Here is a 16,189-nt window from a genome sequence, read left to right on the forward strand (position 1 = left end):
CCCGTCGTGATCACTTCAAGCCGAGAGAGCTTCGGCATAGGCGTATGACTATCCATACGCCTATTTCTTCACTCAGCACGCGCCACCGCAAGGCGGCCCACGCCGAAGGGCTACCTCGTATCTGAGGCGGAGCAGCAAATTCAGYAGAATTGGCGGCTGTGACGCGGCGCAAGTATAGGGGCAACAGACAATGCCACGCTTCAATTCATCCGCAATCAGTCGCGCAGAATACGACTCGACGACGTTAGTTCTGCAGATTTGGTTCACCGAGTCCGGCGGGCCGTATAGCTACTATCGAGTGCCAGAGCGCATTTACGACGGTCTGTGCCGCGCCTCGTCAAAGGGCGCGTACTTCAACGATCACATCAAAGATCGGTACAGCGCGCGGTAACTCAATTGCCATTCTTCGGTGCAAATCGAGCGTATAGCGCCTCAAGCAGCACACGAACCCTATCGACCCCCAGCCAATCAGCCAGACCAATCAACATGATCAACTGGAGCAGGAAGATTGGAGTGATTAACTTCCAATCGTCAATATGTTTGAATACTATGCAATCCGCGAGAATTACACACAAGAAAATCCAGTAAAATCGCTCTTCGCGCTTAGCGTCTCGTTCCTGCTGGAGTTGCGCTTCCAGAGTGGCTGCGCTTATTGACGTCTTGTTCGGCCAGTCAATCTCGGCGCTGGCCGGCTGCGACGGGACGCTCCATTCTTGCTCGGTATTCGGCGGCAATGTCCGCATCCGGTATCACGATTCCCCTGACGCCGGCTTGATAGTGCTTTGCCCACGCGCCGCCGCTCCAGTGCGTATTCTCTACCAGCTGCCCTGGCGAATTGGCCAGAAGATTGTCACATGCTTCGCGAAGCGTCTGACCTTCTGGCGTATCGTCCACATCTAGCGCCGAGGTGAATACGTTTGGAATCGGCTTTGAACCGAAGGCACTGACCTTGTGATAGAGCGAAGGAAGGACCGGGCCATAGTCCCACGCTTGGAAAGTTTCGCGCACCAAGGGCTCCCCCGTCCGACCCAGATGAACCATATGGGCGAGATAGAGGATCTTCTGAACAGAAAGGTTGGTCGCGCTCCACCCCGATCTGCGGCAGATCATTTTGGCGGCGGAGAAAGGATGAATAGCCACTAGCTTCTCCCTCCATGCATCGGACACACCTCTCCCGTCGTACCGGTTTGCGAGTTTTTCGCGGCCACCGACGGGCACTAGAATTTGGTTGCAGGCATCACCCACTGGGTGCAGCCGATTCGGACTGTACCTGTGGACAACACCGATAGCCACCCGTCGCAACCGGCGGCGAATGGCTTCGATCACAGTCATATAATGCGCACCAAGCGTGAACAGAAGATGTCAGTAGCCCGCCCGCGCCCGTTTACATCCACAGTCGCACGGGCGGGGTATGACGGCCCGAAGGCCGCCAATCTTTATCGGTTCACGAGGTGCCCCATCGACGTGCCGACGGAGGCTCGGGCCGAGCCGGATGCGGTTGCCGTCATGCCTGTTACTGTCGCGCCGTCGGCTTTGACCGTAACCGCGACGTCGACCTTCGAACCTGGCTCGAGCGTGGCCGTTACCGGCCCCTCGACAGTGGCCTTCAACTCCCCGAGCGAAATGCGGTTCACCAAATCCTGCGCTTCGTAACGGAGGCGATCGACATCGGCGTTCGGCTCATTCCGGCGGCTCGGGTGCAATCGCGATTGAATGTCCGCAATCTTCCCGTTCACGCCGTCGAGCTGTGCCTTCATCCCCGCTAGCGCTTCTGCGTCAGGCGGAGTGTAGTGCTTGCCTGCAGCGACCGCACCGACGCCTTTGATTGCGCCTGCGGCAGCCTCGAGCAGGCCGCCCTGGCTGGAGCCGTCCGTGGGCTTGCCGCCAAKGAACGTTGCGGCCTTCTTTACGAGATCCAGCGCCCCAGCGACGCGGCTTACACTATTCCCGAAATCATCGACGCCACTGGTCAGGTTGCCGAGCGCGCGAATTCCGGAAGCGGTTGTTTCCAGCACTTTGGAGACTGCATCCAGCGCACCGGATTCGGACGCGGACAACACGAGAGCATCGACCGAACCCACAAAGCGATTGTGAGACCCAACCGCGCCTTGCGTCATCCTATCGGCCGCGCGGTCGACCGAGCCTGGCGCACCTTCCTTAAGCTGTTTGAGGAAGCCTTCGAAGGCATCGCCGAACAACAGCGTGCCGATACGCGTGCCCTGCTTGGCGTCGAAGATGCGCGCCGTCTGACCCGCCGTCACGCCGCGTTTACGCAGATCCTCAAGCAACTTCTCGATATCGAGACCTTCGCCGAGCGAGGCGACGTACCTGCTGACCATCGAAGACAGCTTGTTCCGGTCCTTAACGGTGCTGACATCCAACTCTTTGATCAGGGCCTGTGTCAGTTCCGTTCCGACATCACCACCAGCGGCTTGGGCCGCGGCAACGATTTCGGGCATTTTTGCTTGGACCGAACTCGAGACGTCGAGGCCGCGCTGGCGCAAACCGTTCACGAGATCACCCGGAACGACCGCTTGTTTCGAAGTCTGATAATCTTCGAATTTCAGGCCCAACTCGGCCATCGCCTGGCGCGAGTCCTGCGTTGGTTTCACGGTTCGGACGAGACCCGACCGGATCGCAACGCCGGCTTCGTCGCCGCGCAGACCTGACTGGCCCATAGTCGCGATCATCGCCGACAACTGCTCCATGGAGACGCCCAGCCGGGCGGCCATCGGAGCCGCGAACTTGAAGCCCGACGCAAAATCCTCAACGCCGAGGCGGGAGACGTTCGCGCCCTTGGCAATGATGTCCTGATACCGCTTGGCAGCAGCAACCGCTTCCTCTTCCGATTTCGGTTTGATGCCGTAGGAGGCGAGTGCAGATGTTGTGAAGTCAGCGGCTTTGCTCGCCTCGACGTCGCCAGCGATGGCAAATCTCGCGGTCGGCCGGATGAATGCGGCGGCGTGCTCTTCAAAGCCGGCCTGGACGTATTCTCGACCAAGCTTGGCAAGCTGCTCGCCTGAGAACCCAATGCCTTCCGCGCCGACGTTGCGGGATTCGCGCCGCAGCTTCTCAGACTGCTCCTTGGTCAGTTCGCCACGGGCTTCTGCTGCGTTGATTTCCCGCTCGAAACCCAGCGCTTTCATGTACGCAGCGTAGCCGCCGAATCCGGCCATGAGCCCGCCGCCTGGCACACCGATCGCCATGGGAGGCTTGCCGCCGGCGGGAACGCTTGCGGGTGGCTTCGGGCCGCCCCCAGACGGCTGGCCACTGTGGGCAGCCGTCCGCTTGTTCAGCGCCGCCGTCGTCTGCTCGGTCGCGATTTTGAGCTTGCGCTCCTGCGCAGCCAGCTTCGCAATGGGAATCCCCGCCTGCTCGAGCGCACGCTTGTTCCCGATTAGGGCTGCTTTCTGCGCTTCGAACGCTGCAGAGGCTGAACGCACTTCGCGCTGAGCCTTGGCGTACTCGCGGGTGAGTGCTGCAGCCGGCGCGGACGCTTTGGCCATTTCAGCGCCAAGCTTGGCAACGTTGGCCTGTGCCTCTCTAAACGTTGTCCTGGCCGCGGCGAAAGAAKCCTGCGTGCCCCGGAATGCGTCGATCTTAGCAACCTTGTCCAATGACACTGCAACGGCGTCGATCTGCCGTGACATGCCGTCCAGGCCCTTGGCCTTACCAAGGGCAGCGGCTGCCTTGTCGACCGCCTTCATTTTTCCAGCGATGGAGTCGAACGTTTTGCCCGTCTTGTCGACCGCTTCGATAATGGCCCGCGCCCTCATATCAGCCATGGGCGCGACTTAGTTCATCGCCGCCATCAGGCAGTGTAACCTGGCCGTCGGCGGGTTTTGGATGAGAATGCATTTGATGATCCAGACATAAAAAATGCCGCCAAKAGGCGGGCATGACAAAGCCGCCCGAAGGCGGCGGTTCGTGGAACGGCGTGCGAGKTGGACGGCCAAATGAGGCTCAGGCACACTCAGCGCATCAGATCACTGCCAGGGAGGCGGCTAGATGAAACTTCTTGACGCGCTTGTGCTGCGGCTGCCGATCGTTCGGGACCTGATCCGGACAAACGAAATTTTTCGGTCAGAGATTGCGCAAATTCGCGAGGCTTACACCCGTGATATCCCGCAACTTCGCGAGGCCTACACCCGCGATATCCAGCAAATTCGCGAGGCCTACATCCGCGATATCCAGCACATTCGTGAAGAGGTTACCGCCTATACGAGCGCGACGACTGATTTCGTCCAACAGACAGACTCGAAGTTTAAAATGTTGGAGAGCCTCGTCGGTGCGGAAGGCCACCGCTCGAACGGGCTCTACGAGAGMGCCGTCATGCGTGTCGCCGCATTGGAGCAACCTCGGAACTGACACGGGCGGCTTCCCCGCTTTTTCCCGGGATGGCCACGGTGGGCTTTGCGGCTTGCACCTCGCGTGTGGTCATCGATAACCCCGGTTGTGCAAGGCGCATGGCGAAACGCTCGCCTCCCGAGGATGAGGTCGCCTAGGGTCAGCGGTCGCGCACTAAAGCGCGGGGCTGGGGAAGAGATATGCGTAAGATACTGCTGATAGGTGCGGCCTGCCTGGGACTGGCAGGCTGCAATTCGACTGGCGCGACGGCGCCAAGTGCGTCATTGCCCAACATSAACGTCTCATTCCGCTGGTGCGGTGCGTCGCCGGAATTCAAGGTCGGGAACGTGCCGGCCGCAACGAAGACCCTTCGGTTCAACATGGTTGACCGACAAGCCCCGCAATATCGTCACGGCGGCGGTGAAGTCGCCTTTTCCGGCAAGGGCAGCGTCTCTGTGCCGTGCGGGGCGCTAACCGGCGGATATAACGGGCCTTCGCCCCCGCCGCCGCAGGTCCATGACTACGAATGGACAGTAACCGCGCTCGACGCCAACGGGACTGCAATCGCGGCCGGAACCGCGACCCGGAAGTATCCCGAATAGGAAGGCTACCCGACTATCCCCTGCACCGCTAATTGGTGCGGGGGATCAGATGGTCGTCGCGCGCCGACAATCTCCCATTCATGGAATGAAGGCAGCGTCGATCTCGGCGGTTGTGGTGACGCTGCCGGCTTCAATGGCGGATTTCACCGCAGCGAAGGCAGAGAACGTAGCGTTGACGTGAGCCTGCACGGCGTCACTGACCGCGATGATTGCCGAGGCGTCGATAGGGTAGCTGCCGCCGTCGGCCCCATGCCAGACGGTGACCCAGTTTGGGTCGGCCGCCGCTGCGACACGCGCCCCGGTCACCATGAGCTTGGAGCGATCGTCCGTGGCGACGGGAACGCCCGCGACGACAATCCCGCCAACTTCAGTCTGCCAGCGCAGTTTGGCGGCGTAGGCGAGCAGGCCGGGCCTCGCATCGGTCAGGTCGAGGCCGGCAAACGCTGCCTGATAACTCTCCGGCACTGTCAGGAGCCAAAAGCCTGGCTCGTCCTCCGCCGGCTCGACAATAAAGCCGTTGGCGGGGTTCCCTGCGACACCCAGTAAGGACATGGCATTGCTGATCTGGTCTGAGGTGAGCGTAATAATCATATTTGACCTCAGTTGAGAGGAGGAGACGGGAGGCGGACGGCGGAAAAGAACGACGTGGCAGGCTCAATCGCCGATACCGCAGTAGAAAACTGGAATGATGCCGGCCGGATCACATCTCCGGGGACCGCTGGGATGATCGCGATGGCAGTCAGGCCAGTGGCCTGGATATTGACACTCTGAGCTTGAGAATAAGAAACGGTCGCGCCGTTCTTCAGAATGTAGGAGCCTTCGGTATTGTCCCAATGAGTGTCAGCGTTGGTGCTGGACAAGGCGGCCATCACTAACCACCAACCACCTTCGCCTGCTCCCACCGTAAGTATCCCGGACGAGGCGACGAAGGTGCTAGTCACCAACGTATTTTGTGCGACCGTGCCCCAAGCGCCAATTGCCGAGATGGCTCCTGATGGGATTCCTATCGCGGTCGAGCCTGTTGCGAGAACACCCGGCAAGGGCACCACGCGAACGTCTGAATCCAAGGTGGCGACTACACAGATATTGGTTCCGTCGTCGATGGTCGGATACCAGCGCCCAGAAGCAAAGTCGCCAATCGCCGGGTCCGTCCCGTCTGCCTTTTTCAAAGGACGCGCGCCGAGCCCGCTGACGTTAACGGTGACGGTCGTGCTTGTATTCGTTGCAGGAACCTTGACCCACAGCACGCGGCCGGCGGAATAGGCCGGAACAGCTAGAACTGGTGCAACGACCCAAGCATTCGCCGTGCCGGTCGCGACGGCATAGGTCAGTTTACCGGACTGCACTGCCTGCGCCACCTGTGTGAGATCCGCTTCGCTGGGCGTCAGTCCGGATTTGGTGATCAGGTCGACCAATTCACGCTGATGGTGCTCGACAGCCTTCGGCGGAATTCTGGAGCCCACAATGCCGGCGGCTGGATTGGCGCCGACATACGGGTCATTTGCATCGCCGCCGGTCGGGGGCTGGTACTTCATGGGATTCTCCTAAGACGGGAAAGGCACGCGGTGGGGCCTGCGGAAGCACTGCTCGGCGCGTGAGAACTGGGATGGAGAGCGGGTTCGGCTCTTAGGCTGGATCACCCATTTGGATGATCGATGCGCCCAAGGACGGTGTTGAATCTCTTAATCTTTTAGCGCTCAAATTCGACATCCGAGGCGCGCTTCGATTCGGCCGTCCCCGGCCAGAGCCGGGCTGGCATTCGCCCGCCAGCCTGGCTCGCCCAAGGGGGGGCTCGCTGGCCTAAGCCGTCGAACGCCCGGCATTCTGTTTGGCCGCAGCCTTCGCCCAGCCGGCTTTTGAGGCTTCGGCGGCAGCGTCAGCGTCCGCTGGCACAGTGTAAAGCGCCGCAATAGCGGTCTCGAAGCTCAGCTCCGTCGAATATGCCAAATGGTTGGCCAGAGTTTCGCGACCCGTTGCGGCGTCGGCGGTCAAAATAGCCTTGGCGCGCGCGCTGGCGATCTCAGACGAGGTGCCCATTTAAAGATCCGTTTCTGCGGCAGTGCCGCTGTGATGTCGGGTATTGCGTCACTGACCTGTAGCGGCGCGGTAATTTCGGAGAATGCGGGCGAGCGGCGGCTCCGCAGGAGCCGCTGCAAGGGCGGCAATAGCGGCCTCGGCGGTCATGTCGGTCGAATAGGCCAGGTGCTTCGCCAGCGCCTCACGGCCCTTAGCGGCATCGGCGTTGATGATGGCATTGGCGCGGGCGCTGGTGCCTTCTGAGTTGGTATCCATTTTTAAGGTCCGTTCTGCAGCAGAGCCGCGATGCGAATGGGGTGCGGGCGATCGGCCGCCCGAGGGGTAAGTTTGGTGACTAGCCGGCAGTTGGCCGGACAGGCGCGTACGTCACCTCAGGAGAGCGCGGGCCGAGAGCAGCGGCGGGGGCACGTGGCGTGGCGAGTTGTTCGACCGCGGCAGCGACACTGTCGACGCGAGCCCAGAACGCGCCCTCGCCAGCGCGCAGACCGGGAAGGGCAACGCTCGCAATGAGCGACGGGACAGTGATGCCGGGAATGGCTGGCAGCCGTTCCGTACGCACGAAGGTGCGTTTAGCGGAGGGAACAATGTCGTCCTCGTGCAAGAAAACGAGCCCTTCGCGAAAGGTGCCGAATGGCTTGCGGGGCGCATCAAGGATTGGCTCGCCGCCGTTCGAATAAGCCCAGTGTTGGACCTCGGTCTGCGAAAGCACCTCGCCCGGCTGGCCGGAGAGGCTACGACCCGCCTCGGCGTACGCAATCTCATCCGCGCCGGTGGGTAGGTCAGCGTTGGCACGAGCAACGGCTACGTCGGCTACGGTGACGACGCGGAGAAGCTCGCGGATCGGTTCGCAGGCGGCTTCGTACTCGTTGAACAACCGCGTTCTCGCAGCCTCTGCCAACGCCTGCGCGGCCGCGTACGTGTCCCACCGACGGGCCTCGGCCTCGGCGTCGAGAGTAGAAGCCAGTTTTGGCTCGAGCGCCGCAATCTTCGCGCGCGCTTGATCGCCGCGGATCGCGGCCTCCGCCTTGGAGTCGAGGATTTTACGAAGAGCAGCCGGCGTCTCGTCTACAAGGCCCGCCTGATAGGCAGTGTCAGCCGCAATGACCGCGGCGTCGGCAGCAAGGGCGTCGGCTCGRAGCGCATCGAGGCGCATGCTGATCTCAGTCGATGACTCGCCAGGGGCAGAGGCTGGTTTCGGGTGGGGCATTACGTTCTCATGTTCGGCTCTCGACTCTCGTCAGAGCGATTGAATGACGGCGTGACGTTTGGGTGGCGTCACGGATTGCGGACCGGTTGGTATTCGACGACAGGCGCGCGCGGGCCGTCGACGGCAGGAGGACGGCGGGGCTCGGCAAGCTGCCGCGGGGCCTCCCCTGTGCCCGACACCGGCTTCCAATAAGAGCCTTCTCCGAAGGCCAGGCCGGGCAGATTGATCTCGGAAGCTAACTGGCGAACATATCGACCGAAGACCGGGGGCAGGAATTCCCTGCGGCGGAAATRCCGGCGGGTGCAGTTGTACTGACGCCCGTTAATGGCAATGCGGCCATTCCGATCAACCTGATCCTGCTGCTCAGCGGGGAGTGGCGATGAATTGCCGTCCATGACCCACAGCTCGACAGTATCCTCGCTGACTATTTCTTCAGGGAGGTTAGGCAGCGCTCGCGAACCTTCCGGTTTTGCGATCGGAGTTGCGCCCGCTGGCAGGTTTTGGTTTGCCGCCTCAACCGCGATATCGRCCTCCGCGATTGCGCCCAAAACGGCACGAATTTTCTCGGCTGCCTTGGGATAATCGGCGAAAAGCTGCTTGCGAGCGCTTTCGGCGAGCGCGCAGGCTGCGGCGTATTGCTCATATCGACTGGCCTCGGCTTCGGCTTCGGTAGCAAGATCAAGGTCGACCTCGAGCTTTGAAACCAGCGCGTTCAACTGATCTACGCGGATGGTCGCGTCAGACCGGGCCTCGGCGAGCTTTCGCAGTGCGGGCGCCGAAGCTGTCAGAAGCGCGTCGGCATAGGCGGCCTGGGCGGTGTTGACGCCAGCGGCCGCACTAACCGCGTCTTCGCGCGCTTTCGCGAGGCGAGTGCCGATCTCGATGGACGTTTCGTGGTTGGTCATACGGGGGGTCTTTCCTTGAGACGCGCATCGACGGCGGCGACGATCGCGGCCGCGTCGGCGACGAGATTGATCGATGGCTCAACAGGCTCGTCGACGAGAAGCCGGGGACCGTTTGCGAGATCTACGATCAGAAAGGTTGGGTGGGTTTCGGCCAACGCGCGGGTCGAAAAATCGTCGACGAGTCGAGCAGCGAGCCGAACACGAAGCCCCGCCTTCACCAGTGCGGCAGCGGCGGCGAGTCGATAAATGCTCTCTTTAGTGAGTTCCCGGCTGACGCCTGCGCCTGGTGTGTCGACATCGGCCGGAGAGAGTTTGAAGGCCCTACGATCGATTAACTCGAGCAGCCGCCGGTGCGTGATTCCAGCGGCAAACGCGGCATCAGCCGCCCGCCACCTCTGAATGGGGTCCATGTCGGTTCCGATTTTGAGAAATTTGGAATTGAAGGGCCGGCCCGGTGCCCAGGCGCGTGGAAAAGACAACCGGCGACGCAGCCACCCCGGTGCGTCGCCGATCTACGATCTCGGTGCGAGAGGCTGCGCGCCGAGGCCGCTTCGGCCGGAGCCACGAGGGCTCGACGGTCCAAGCCGTGTGCGCCCTTGGGCGCGGAAGTGAATTAGGCTGCTTGGCCTGTCGTGGCAGGCGTGAACCGCCTCATGACGGAAGCGCGAAGCTCTTCGAAATCCGTTGAGCCCGGGGCTGCGGACATCAGTTCCGTGAGCACTGCCACGACCTCGGCGTCGACAAGATCCTTTACGGCCTCTGCCGACGTCGCGGCCACGAGGCGCTGAGCCAACCGCTCGCCGAGCGTCGCCACCTTGTTTCGAACGAGCGCGTATTCGGTCGCGATCGTCACGACGACGTCGTCGATATCGGCAACCTCGCCGCTCTCGCGCTCGAATTTCAACTCCAGCAGTTTGGCCTCGAAGTGCAATTTGACCCGCTCGGCCTMGGACTTGGTCCAAGTGGCAGGGTCGGCGTACATTAGGGGAGTGATCGTAACCCCTGCGCCTTCTCCAGGCACTTCGGGGTTAAAAGGTAACACCGACAGCCGACCGCCATGGTTCGCGACGAATTCGTCGGATTTCTCGATATCAACGCCGCCGTCGGCGTCAAAAACCAGCAAACCGCGGCGTTTCCACTTCGAAATCGTGTTGTTGCTGACCCCGCGATGGGCGGCATATTCGCTCTGCGTGGCCATTTTTATAACCCTTAACCCTTTTTGCGGAGCCTAAATCTGGAGACATGGCGAGGTGGTGCGACCGCTAGGGCCGCTGATGCGCCGAAAGGTACCTATGACGGGGGGGGTAGGCCTGGCCCGAAAGACGGCCAGCGCCGAAGCGCCGGCCGAGGTGTGGTCGGGAGGACCTGAGCGGGCAATCTGCGGCCCCTCTATAAGATAGGACCGCAACTTGCGAGAAAGGGACGCTCAGGCGGCGCGCTTCTTCTCGAGCGCCTGGAGTGCCGCTTCGAATTCGGCGCAGGCAGCGAGGAGTGCTGCCTTACCGGCGCGTTCTGCCGTCTTGCCATGCTTGCCGAGGGATAGGCCGATCTCGCGGAAGTTCTCAGCCCGTAATGCCCCGTCGAGCACCGAAACAGCTTGCGGAGCCATGATCTCGATCAAGCGCTGAAGCTCATTGCGCGCCTCGCCGATATCCCACGGAGATGCCGGTTGCTCGGGCGGAGGCGGGAATGAACGGCGCTTGCGAAAGCGGGGCTTTGTGGGCTCCGTCAGCGTAACCTCACGCCCGTCCTTGGTGCGATGCAGGATTCCGATCACGCTGCCCGCCGGGGTGCGGCGATTATAGGCCGAGTCGCTGTCGACGTTGCCGCCCGACAACTCCTCCACGAGATCCGGCGTCTCCGCGCCCAGTTCGTCCTTCGCCTCGTCGTCATTATCGGCGCGGAGGTCGTCCGCCATCACAAGCCGGCCGCAGCGGAGCAGCCGTCCGGTGGTTGGGCTATGCGCAATATCTCCATCAGCAGGAATCAACCTGCCGCCCAGACGCCGCCAGCGTACGCCGATGGATGCCGCCAGGATGAGCGCTTCTTCAGTCCACTCCGGGGGCTTTCGCGGTTCGGCCTCCGTTGGAGCGTTTGGGTCACCCGAGCCGGCCATCCAACTGGATGGACAACCTGCTTGCTCGGCTAGCTCGCGGAGGGTCTTCCATTTTCGCAGCGACTCGAACTCAGCCTCGAGAGCCCGATGCCGCGGCGCTTGCGGCCGTGCCCGGCGGGAAGCGGGCTCGTTGTCGTTTGCCGCATCCTCGGCGCGCAGCCGGTCGAGGACTTGGCGATAGCCGGCCGGCGTTCCGTCGATAGGGGCTCGGAATGGAAATGGGACGATAGTGGTCATGCGGGTCTCCCGACTGGAATGAGGACGGCCGGTGTTCGGCTCTTTTTGATGAAGGCGGGCGGGGTGAAGTCTTCTTGCTCCGGCGGATCTGCCCCACCCAGCGCCCCACCTGGGATTTCGTCCATTCTCCCTTGCCCACCCCCACCCCTCTACGAGGGGGTGGGGTGGTGAGGCAGGTGGATGGGATTGAAGCTGCCTCACCTTGCCCCACCTCTGCCCCACCTGAGTTTGCATGCGGTGGGGCAGATGCGGGGACGATGAATTTCCGCATCATGCGCTTGTGGTCTAGACGCTCGTGGACTTTCAGGACGCCCGATTTCAGCCAGGCCCGAAGCAGCGACTTCACGCGCGTCCGACCCGCTTTGTCGTCGATGTCGATGCCGAGCAGTTCCGCGATAACGTTCCCGGCCCAGCCCGCCGCCTGCTCATGCTCGCGAGCGTCGCCACCGGCCAATCGCCCAAGGATGCCCCGCAGAGCCTCTTCGGGAACGTCGCCGGCAATGTCCTGTGCCGAGGGCCAGCGCCACTCTTCGACGACGCCGATCTGATCGGCGGGATCAAGCATGCCGGCTCCATTGCCCAGACTGACGCTAGCGAACCGGCGCCACGCCGAAGACGACGAGGCCACCATATTCACCTTGCCGAAGTCGACGCGAAAGTACCGGCGGACATCCTCAGACGAGACGCCAGCCTTGTCGGCTTCTTCCTTCGTCATGCCGTTGACGACCCGGACAGAGCGGGCCTTGTCTTTGAGCGCACCGGCACCGCGGCCGTCATCTGCCGTCGCTTCTTGGCCGTTGCTCTTACGCACATGGTGCACAAGCTCGACGCTGCAGTTAGCTTCATGGGCAACCCGCACCCACTGTGCTGCAACAGCCTGGATAGCGCCGTTATCGTTCTCCGGCACCGAGTGCGTGGATACGAACGGGTCGACGATCAGGACGTCAATCTGGCGCTCCTTCACTTCCCTGATGAGCGATGAGACGATCGGCTCGACGACTTTGATATCGCGCCCCTCGGTACGAGCGACCACGAACTGTTGCTCGCGTCCCGAGTCGGTCCAGAGGTGGCCTTCAATGTCATCCGGCCGGAGGCTGAAGTGCAGCGCCGCCGCCATGACGCGCCGCTGGATTTCCTCGATAGGGTCTTCAAGATTGATGGTCCAGACGCGTCTGCGCTCGCGCGGTATCTCGCCGAGCAGTGGCTTGCCGGACGCCATGGCCAGCGCCTCCGTATAGCTATGGGCGGTCTTTCCGCCACCGCCCGCGCCGAAGGTCGCCGAGAGGTACTGGCGGGCGTAGTGGCCGCCGTAGAGCCATTCGCGTCTGGGGATGGTCTTGGGGTCGATCCACACGAACGGGGTGGCGGTGACCGCGGCCTTGCGGTTGTCATTTGCCGGTGCAGGCATCCAGCCCGCAGGCTTGCCGGTGATCTTGGCCAACGCCGCATAATCACCGGCCTTGGCTGCCGTGACGATAGCCGAGCGTTCCACCATAGACGCGGCACGCTCGTCGGCGCGCTTGTCCCGCTCAATCTGCTCCCGTACCGCTTCGGCCCAGTCACGGCGCCGCATCCATTCGACAGCTTCCGGGGTCTCCTCTGGAGGGCAGTCGTCCCATTCGGGCGGGGGTGCGACGGGGCCAATCAGGCGCTCTAGGCCTGTCGGCTGGTAGTCGTCTTCGAATTCAGGCTGCGCGGCGGTCAATGGCATCGAGCCCTCGATAGGCCGCCTCAGCGGCTTCATTGATTTGACGAAACATGGCGGGGCTGAAGTTCGCGAGGCGAACGCCGCCAGCAAACGGTGCGGCTACGATGAAGCTGCCGTTTGGCCGAAGCCGCAGCCGAAAGCCGCTAAGCCTCATGTCGGGCGTTGCGATCGCAAAGCGCGCAACCGTCCTGGCCGTGTCTCCGCCCGGGTCGGGAAACGACACAAAGTCTACAATCTGCATGGGCAGACTCCTCTGAAAATGCGCACAAAGGCGCGTTGCCGCCGGCTGTTGCTGGCGGGTGCGGTGGTGTAAGCGGGTGAGGGGGCGTCCGAGCAGGCCGGGGACGCCGAGTAGTCAAATCAATGACTTGTCACAGAATGCGGAACTGCTCGCGTTCGGCAAAGGCCATCGCCATTCGGCAATAGTCGAGAACCGCCGACCAGGATGACAGCACCGGGCGTTTCGCCACCGCTCCCCTCGCCATGCGCTGCAGGGCGGCCGCGACGATCTTGAGATCCTGCGCAACGCCGGAGCCGACGCCCTTGACCTCAGTCAATCGCGCGGCCGGCGCGCCAAGCACCTCGGCGAATGAGCCGAAGCGCCGGATCAGGTCCTTGGCGAGCGGCTTCACGTCGCGCTGCGGGATGGAGCGGAACAACAGAAGCTCGAGCAACTCGTAATCGGGCAGGGTGTCGGCGCCCGACTCCTGGAAGCGATCGCGAAGCCTTTGGCGATGACCGTGGTAGTGCGGCACGGCAACGGCCGTGGGTTCTTCCGGCAACGGGACTTGTGATCCGCGCTGACCGCCCTCTTGCTTCATCGTGCCGCGAGCGGATTGTCGCGGCCTGCCGGCGACAGCGTGAAGATCTCGCAGCCGGTCTCTGTGACACCGACCGTGTGCTCGAACTGGGCCGAAAGCGAGCGGTCGCGGGTGACCGCCGTCCAGCCGTCGGAAAGCACCTTCACGCCCGCCTTGCCGAGGTTGATCATCGGCTCGATGGTGAAAAGCATCCCGGGCTTGAGCAAGACGCCTTCGCCGGGACTGCCGTAATGCAGGATGTTGGGTGCATCGTGAAAGACCTGGCCCAGGCCGTGGCCGCAGAAATCGCGCACCACCGAGCAACGCTCGGCTTCGGTATAGCGCTGGATGGCGAAACCGATATCGCCGGTCGTCGCGCCGGCGCGCACGGCCTTGATACCGCGGAGCAGGCTTTCATAGGTGATTTCGACCAGCCGCTCGGCCTTGCGGGGAATGTCGCCGACCCCGTACATCCGGCTGGAATCGCCATACCAGCCATCGACGATCAGCGTGTAGTCGATATTGAGGATGTCGCCTTCGCGCAGGGGTTTGTCGTCCGGGATTCCGTGACAGACCACATGGTTGATCGAGGTGCAGATCGATTTTGTATAGCCGCGATAGAACAGGGTCGCCGGGTAGGCGCCATTGTCCATGGCGAACTGGAAGGCAAGCTCGTCGAGGCGTTGCGTGGTGACGCCTGGCCGGACGTGCTCGCCGAGCATGTCGAGGCCTTCTGCCGTCAGGCGGCCGGCCTTGCGCATGGCCGCGAAGGCTTCGGGACCATGAAGTTTGATGGCCGGTTCGCKCATCCGCGCCCGTCCCAGATTTTCGTCGAATGTCATGATGGGCAAGAAGCTCCTTGCCCATCATATCTATTGCGTTTGGCCGGCTGCGCAAGATGATTGCGCCCGTGCCAGCTCGAACTGAAGGGTGCAGGCGCTGTTTTGGCGGTGCTTAGCGGACCAGGTTGAGGCCTGTCGCCGCCAGAACGATGATCCAGAGTGTGTCGAGATTGATCCAGCCCCGCCGCAGGAAGGCCAGCCCCAGCCATTCATAGACGATCGCCGCAATCGTTGCTGTCACAGCCAGCATTGCAGCCATGTGAAGGGCGATGGCGGCCAGCGAGACCGGCAACGACCCCGCGGCAGTCAATTCCCGCGCCGGCGTCGCAGCAAGGCAGAGCGGGATGATGACCGGTACAAGCATCAGGCCGGCCCCGTGGCTGGTCGCCATCAGGAATGACCAGGCGCCGAGTCCGGCAAGCCCCGTCTGCATGCCGACCCGGACGCGATGCCGGTGACCGAAGACGGCATGGGAGGCTGCCCACCCCAGAAGCAGAAGGCCCGCGAGCCTTTGCAGCGCTTCGTGGTCAATGATGGTCCCGAGGGCAACTACCGCCGCGACCACCACGGCGACCGAGGCCGCATGCCCCAGCGCGATCGGAAGGAGGGACAACCACACAACGCGACGGCTCTCGCGATGCAGACCGAGCGCAACCGCAAAGAGCCAGCCCATGGCCGGGTTCAGGCCATGGAAGGCACCGAGCCCGGCGAGCATGAGCCAAGGCGACATCTCAGGCTCCCGTTCGAGCGATCATGCCGGGCAGGGGCGTCAGGGGTAGCAATAGGAATCGGACGAGCAGTCACCGCCCTCCAGCCTGACCTGGTGAGGCCRGTGCCCCTTGGGCCAGTCGACGAAGAACTTGTCGTCGAAGCGGATGCCGCCCTTCTCCCCGACATCGAGCTTTACCATCCAACCGTCGATTCCATTGGGATAGAATTGCGGATCGATGGCCCCGTAGAGCGAGTTCGTGAAATAAACCCGCTTGCCGTCGCGGCTGATCTCGACCATTTGCGGGCCGCCGTTGAGATGCCCGTTCTTCGCTCCGGGGTGGGAGGCGCGGGAAACGATGCCGCCGATGCGGACCCGGCCGGTTTCCACAGGCTTGAACGGATCCGACACATCGTACTGAATCATGTCGCCGGTGCCCCAGCAGGACACGTAGAGGTAGCGATCGTCCATCGAGAGGTCGATGTCGGTGACGAGGGGCGCAACCGCCTTGAACCCCTTCAGGACCGGTGGCAGGAGATCAGGATCAGCCGGCTCGGCAGGGATCTCGATGACTTTCCTGACCGCCCATTTCGTGCCCTCGCGATACCAGGTCCAGATCGAGGCGGAGAGATCCTTCAAGCTGATGACGCAGCCGACGAAGCCATAGGCCTTCCTCGGG

General features: G+C 62.5%; 18 protein-coding genes and 1 pseudogene. 3 read left to right on the forward strand and 16 right to left on the reverse strand.

What is annotated here, in order from left to right; translation table 11 throughout:
• The first annotated feature begins 190 nt into the window (after positions 1 to 190).
• Positions 191 to 391, forward strand: a complete 201-nt coding sequence (locus AC1DRP_RS24475; RefSeq protein ID WP_476769778.1) for a KTSC domain-containing protein — start codon at positions 191 to 193, stop codon at positions 389 to 391.
• A 281-nt stretch (positions 392 to 672) separates the two neighbouring features.
• Here AC1DRP_RS24475 and AC1DRP_RS24480 read toward each other — a convergent pair whose 3' ends face one another.
• Positions 673 to 1,140 carry a Panacea domain-containing protein gene (locus AC1DRP_RS24480; RefSeq protein ID WP_441508649.1) on the reverse strand — a complete coding sequence of 156 codons (468 nt, stop codon included), beginning with the start codon at positions 1,138 to 1,140 and terminating at the stop codon, positions 673 to 675.
• A gap of 296 nt (positions 1,141 to 1,436) precedes the next feature.
• Positions 1,437 to 3,785 (reverse strand): phage tail tape measure protein, encoded by a 2,349-nt coding sequence (locus AC1DRP_RS24485; RefSeq protein WP_476769779.1) that lies wholly within the window; start codon positions 3,783 to 3,785, stop codon positions 1,437 to 1,439.
• A gap of 223 nt (positions 3,786 to 4,008) precedes the next feature.
• Between AC1DRP_RS24485 and AC1DRP_RS24490 the strand changes: the two genes are divergently transcribed.
• Positions 4,009 to 4,368 (forward strand): hypothetical protein, encoded by a 360-nt coding sequence (locus AC1DRP_RS24490; protein ID WP_476769780.1) that lies wholly within the window; start codon positions 4,009 to 4,011, stop codon positions 4,366 to 4,368.
• Between the two features lie 179 nt (positions 4,369 to 4,547).
• Positions 4,548 to 4,949, forward strand: coding sequence for a YbhB/YbcL family Raf kinase inhibitor-like protein (locus AC1DRP_RS24495; RefSeq protein WP_476769781.1), 402 nt, complete (start codon positions 4,548 to 4,550; stop codon positions 4,947 to 4,949).
• Positions 4,950 to 5,027: 78 nt separating this feature from the next.
• On the opposite strand, the gene AC1DRP_RS24500 is transcribed toward AC1DRP_RS24495, so the two are convergent.
• From AC1DRP_RS24500 to AC1DRP_RS24565, 14 genes and pseudogenes are all read right to left on the reverse strand, one after another.
• Positions 5,028 to 5,540, reverse strand: a complete 513-nt coding sequence (locus tag AC1DRP_RS24500; RefSeq protein ID WP_476769782.1) for a DUF4376 domain-containing protein — start codon at positions 5,538 to 5,540, stop codon at positions 5,028 to 5,030.
• Positions 5,541 to 5,548: 8 nt separating this feature from the next.
• Complete coding sequence (locus AC1DRP_RS24505; RefSeq protein WP_476769783.1) at positions 5,549 to 6,484, reverse strand: hypothetical protein; 936 nt, start codon at positions 6,482 to 6,484, stop codon at positions 5,549 to 5,551.
• 265 nt (positions 6,485 to 6,749) lie between these two features.
• Positions 6,750 to 6,986, reverse strand: a complete 237-nt coding sequence (locus AC1DRP_RS24510; RefSeq protein WP_476769784.1) for a hypothetical protein — start codon at positions 6,984 to 6,986, stop codon at positions 6,750 to 6,752.
• Between the two features lie 48 nt (positions 6,987 to 7,034).
• Entirely contained in the window at positions 7,035 to 7,241 is a 207-nt protein-coding gene (locus tag AC1DRP_RS24515; protein ID WP_476769785.1) for a hypothetical protein, read from the reverse strand.
• Positions 7,242 to 7,320: 79 nt separating this feature from the next.
• Positions 7,321 to 8,139, reverse strand: coding sequence for a hypothetical protein (locus AC1DRP_RS24520; RefSeq protein ID WP_476769786.1), 819 nt, complete (start codon positions 8,137 to 8,139; stop codon positions 7,321 to 7,323).
• Positions 8,140 to 8,261: 122 nt separating this feature from the next.
• Positions 8,262 to 9,098: a hypothetical protein gene (locus tag AC1DRP_RS24525; protein ID WP_476769787.1), complete on the reverse strand. Its 837-nt coding sequence runs from the start codon at positions 9,096 to 9,098 to the stop codon at positions 8,262 to 8,264.
• Complete coding sequence (locus AC1DRP_RS24530; RefSeq protein ID WP_476769788.1) at positions 9,095 to 9,508, reverse strand: hypothetical protein; 414 nt, start codon at positions 9,506 to 9,508, stop codon at positions 9,095 to 9,097. Before AC1DRP_RS24530 ends, AC1DRP_RS24525 begins: the two co-directional genes overlap by 4 nt.
• Positions 9,509 to 9,711: 203 nt before the next feature.
• Positions 9,712 to 10,296, reverse strand: coding sequence for a hypothetical protein (locus tag AC1DRP_RS24535; RefSeq protein ID WP_476769789.1), 585 nt, complete (start codon positions 10,294 to 10,296; stop codon positions 9,712 to 9,714).
• 228 nt (positions 10,297 to 10,524) lie between these two features.
• Positions 10,525 to 11,214, reverse strand: a complete 690-nt coding sequence (locus AC1DRP_RS24540; RefSeq protein WP_476769790.1) for a hypothetical protein — start codon at positions 11,212 to 11,214, stop codon at positions 10,525 to 10,527.
• Positions 11,215 to 11,284: 70 nt separating this feature from the next.
• Positions 11,285 to 13,162, reverse strand: coding sequence for an AAA family ATPase (locus AC1DRP_RS24545; protein WP_476769791.1), 1,878 nt, complete (start codon positions 13,160 to 13,162; stop codon positions 11,285 to 11,287).
• Positions 13,163 to 13,533: 371 nt separating this feature from the next.
• Positions 13,534 to 13,980, reverse strand: a pseudogene (locus AC1DRP_RS24550) (JAB domain-containing protein); the annotation flags it as partial.
• Entirely contained in the window at positions 13,977 to 14,801 is an 825-nt protein-coding gene (gene map / locus AC1DRP_RS24555; protein WP_476769792.1) for a type I methionyl aminopeptidase, read from the reverse strand. The gene map and the pseudogene AC1DRP_RS24550, both read right to left, overlap by 4 nt.
• A 112-nt stretch (positions 14,802 to 14,913) precedes the next feature.
• A complete protein-coding gene (locus AC1DRP_RS24560; RefSeq protein WP_441476648.1) occupies positions 14,914 to 15,531 on the reverse strand; it encodes a hypothetical protein in 618 nt (205 codons plus the stop codon).
• A gap of 39 nt (positions 15,532 to 15,570) precedes the next feature.
• A partial coding sequence (locus AC1DRP_RS24565) for a selenium-binding protein SBP56-related protein (protein ID WP_476769793.1) occupies positions 15,571 to 16,189 on the reverse strand: 619 nt, incomplete at its 5' end.

Source organism: Allobosea sp. 01N443, from assembly GCF_056399325.1.

Coding starts and splice junctions, on each gene's coding strand:
- AC1DRP_RS24500 (WP_476769782.1), bottom strand. CDS start 5,540: ATGATTATTACGCTCACCTCAGACCAGATCAGCAATGCCATGTCCTTA.
- AC1DRP_RS24530 (WP_476769788.1), bottom strand. CDS start 9,508: ATGGACCCCATTCAGAGGTGGCGGGCGGCTGATGCCGCGTTTGCCGCT.
- AC1DRP_RS24540 (WP_476769790.1), bottom strand. CDS start 11,214: ATGGCCGGCTCGGGTGACCCAAACGCTCCAACGGAGGCCGAACCGCGA.
- AC1DRP_RS24515 (WP_476769785.1), bottom strand. CDS start 7,241: ATGGATACCAACTCAGAAGGCACCAGCGCCCGCGCCAATGCCATCATC.
- AC1DRP_RS24545 (WP_476769791.1), bottom strand. CDS start 13,162: ATGCCATTGACCGCCGCGCAGCCTGAATTCGAAGACGACTACCAGCCG.
- AC1DRP_RS24505 (WP_476769783.1), bottom strand. CDS start 6,484: ATGAAGTACCAGCCCCCGACCGGCGGCGATGCAAATGACCCGTATGTC.
- AC1DRP_RS24560 (WP_441476648.1), bottom strand. CDS start 15,531: ATGTCGCCTTGGCTCATGCTCGCCGGGCTCGGTGCCTTCCATGGCCTG.
- AC1DRP_RS24510 (WP_476769784.1), bottom strand. CDS start 6,986: ATGGGCACCTCGTCTGAGATCGCCAGCGCGCGCGCCAAGGCTATTTTG.
- AC1DRP_RS24475 (WP_476769778.1), top strand. CDS start 191: ATGCCACGCTTCAATTCATCCGCAATCAGTCGCGCAGAATACGACTCG.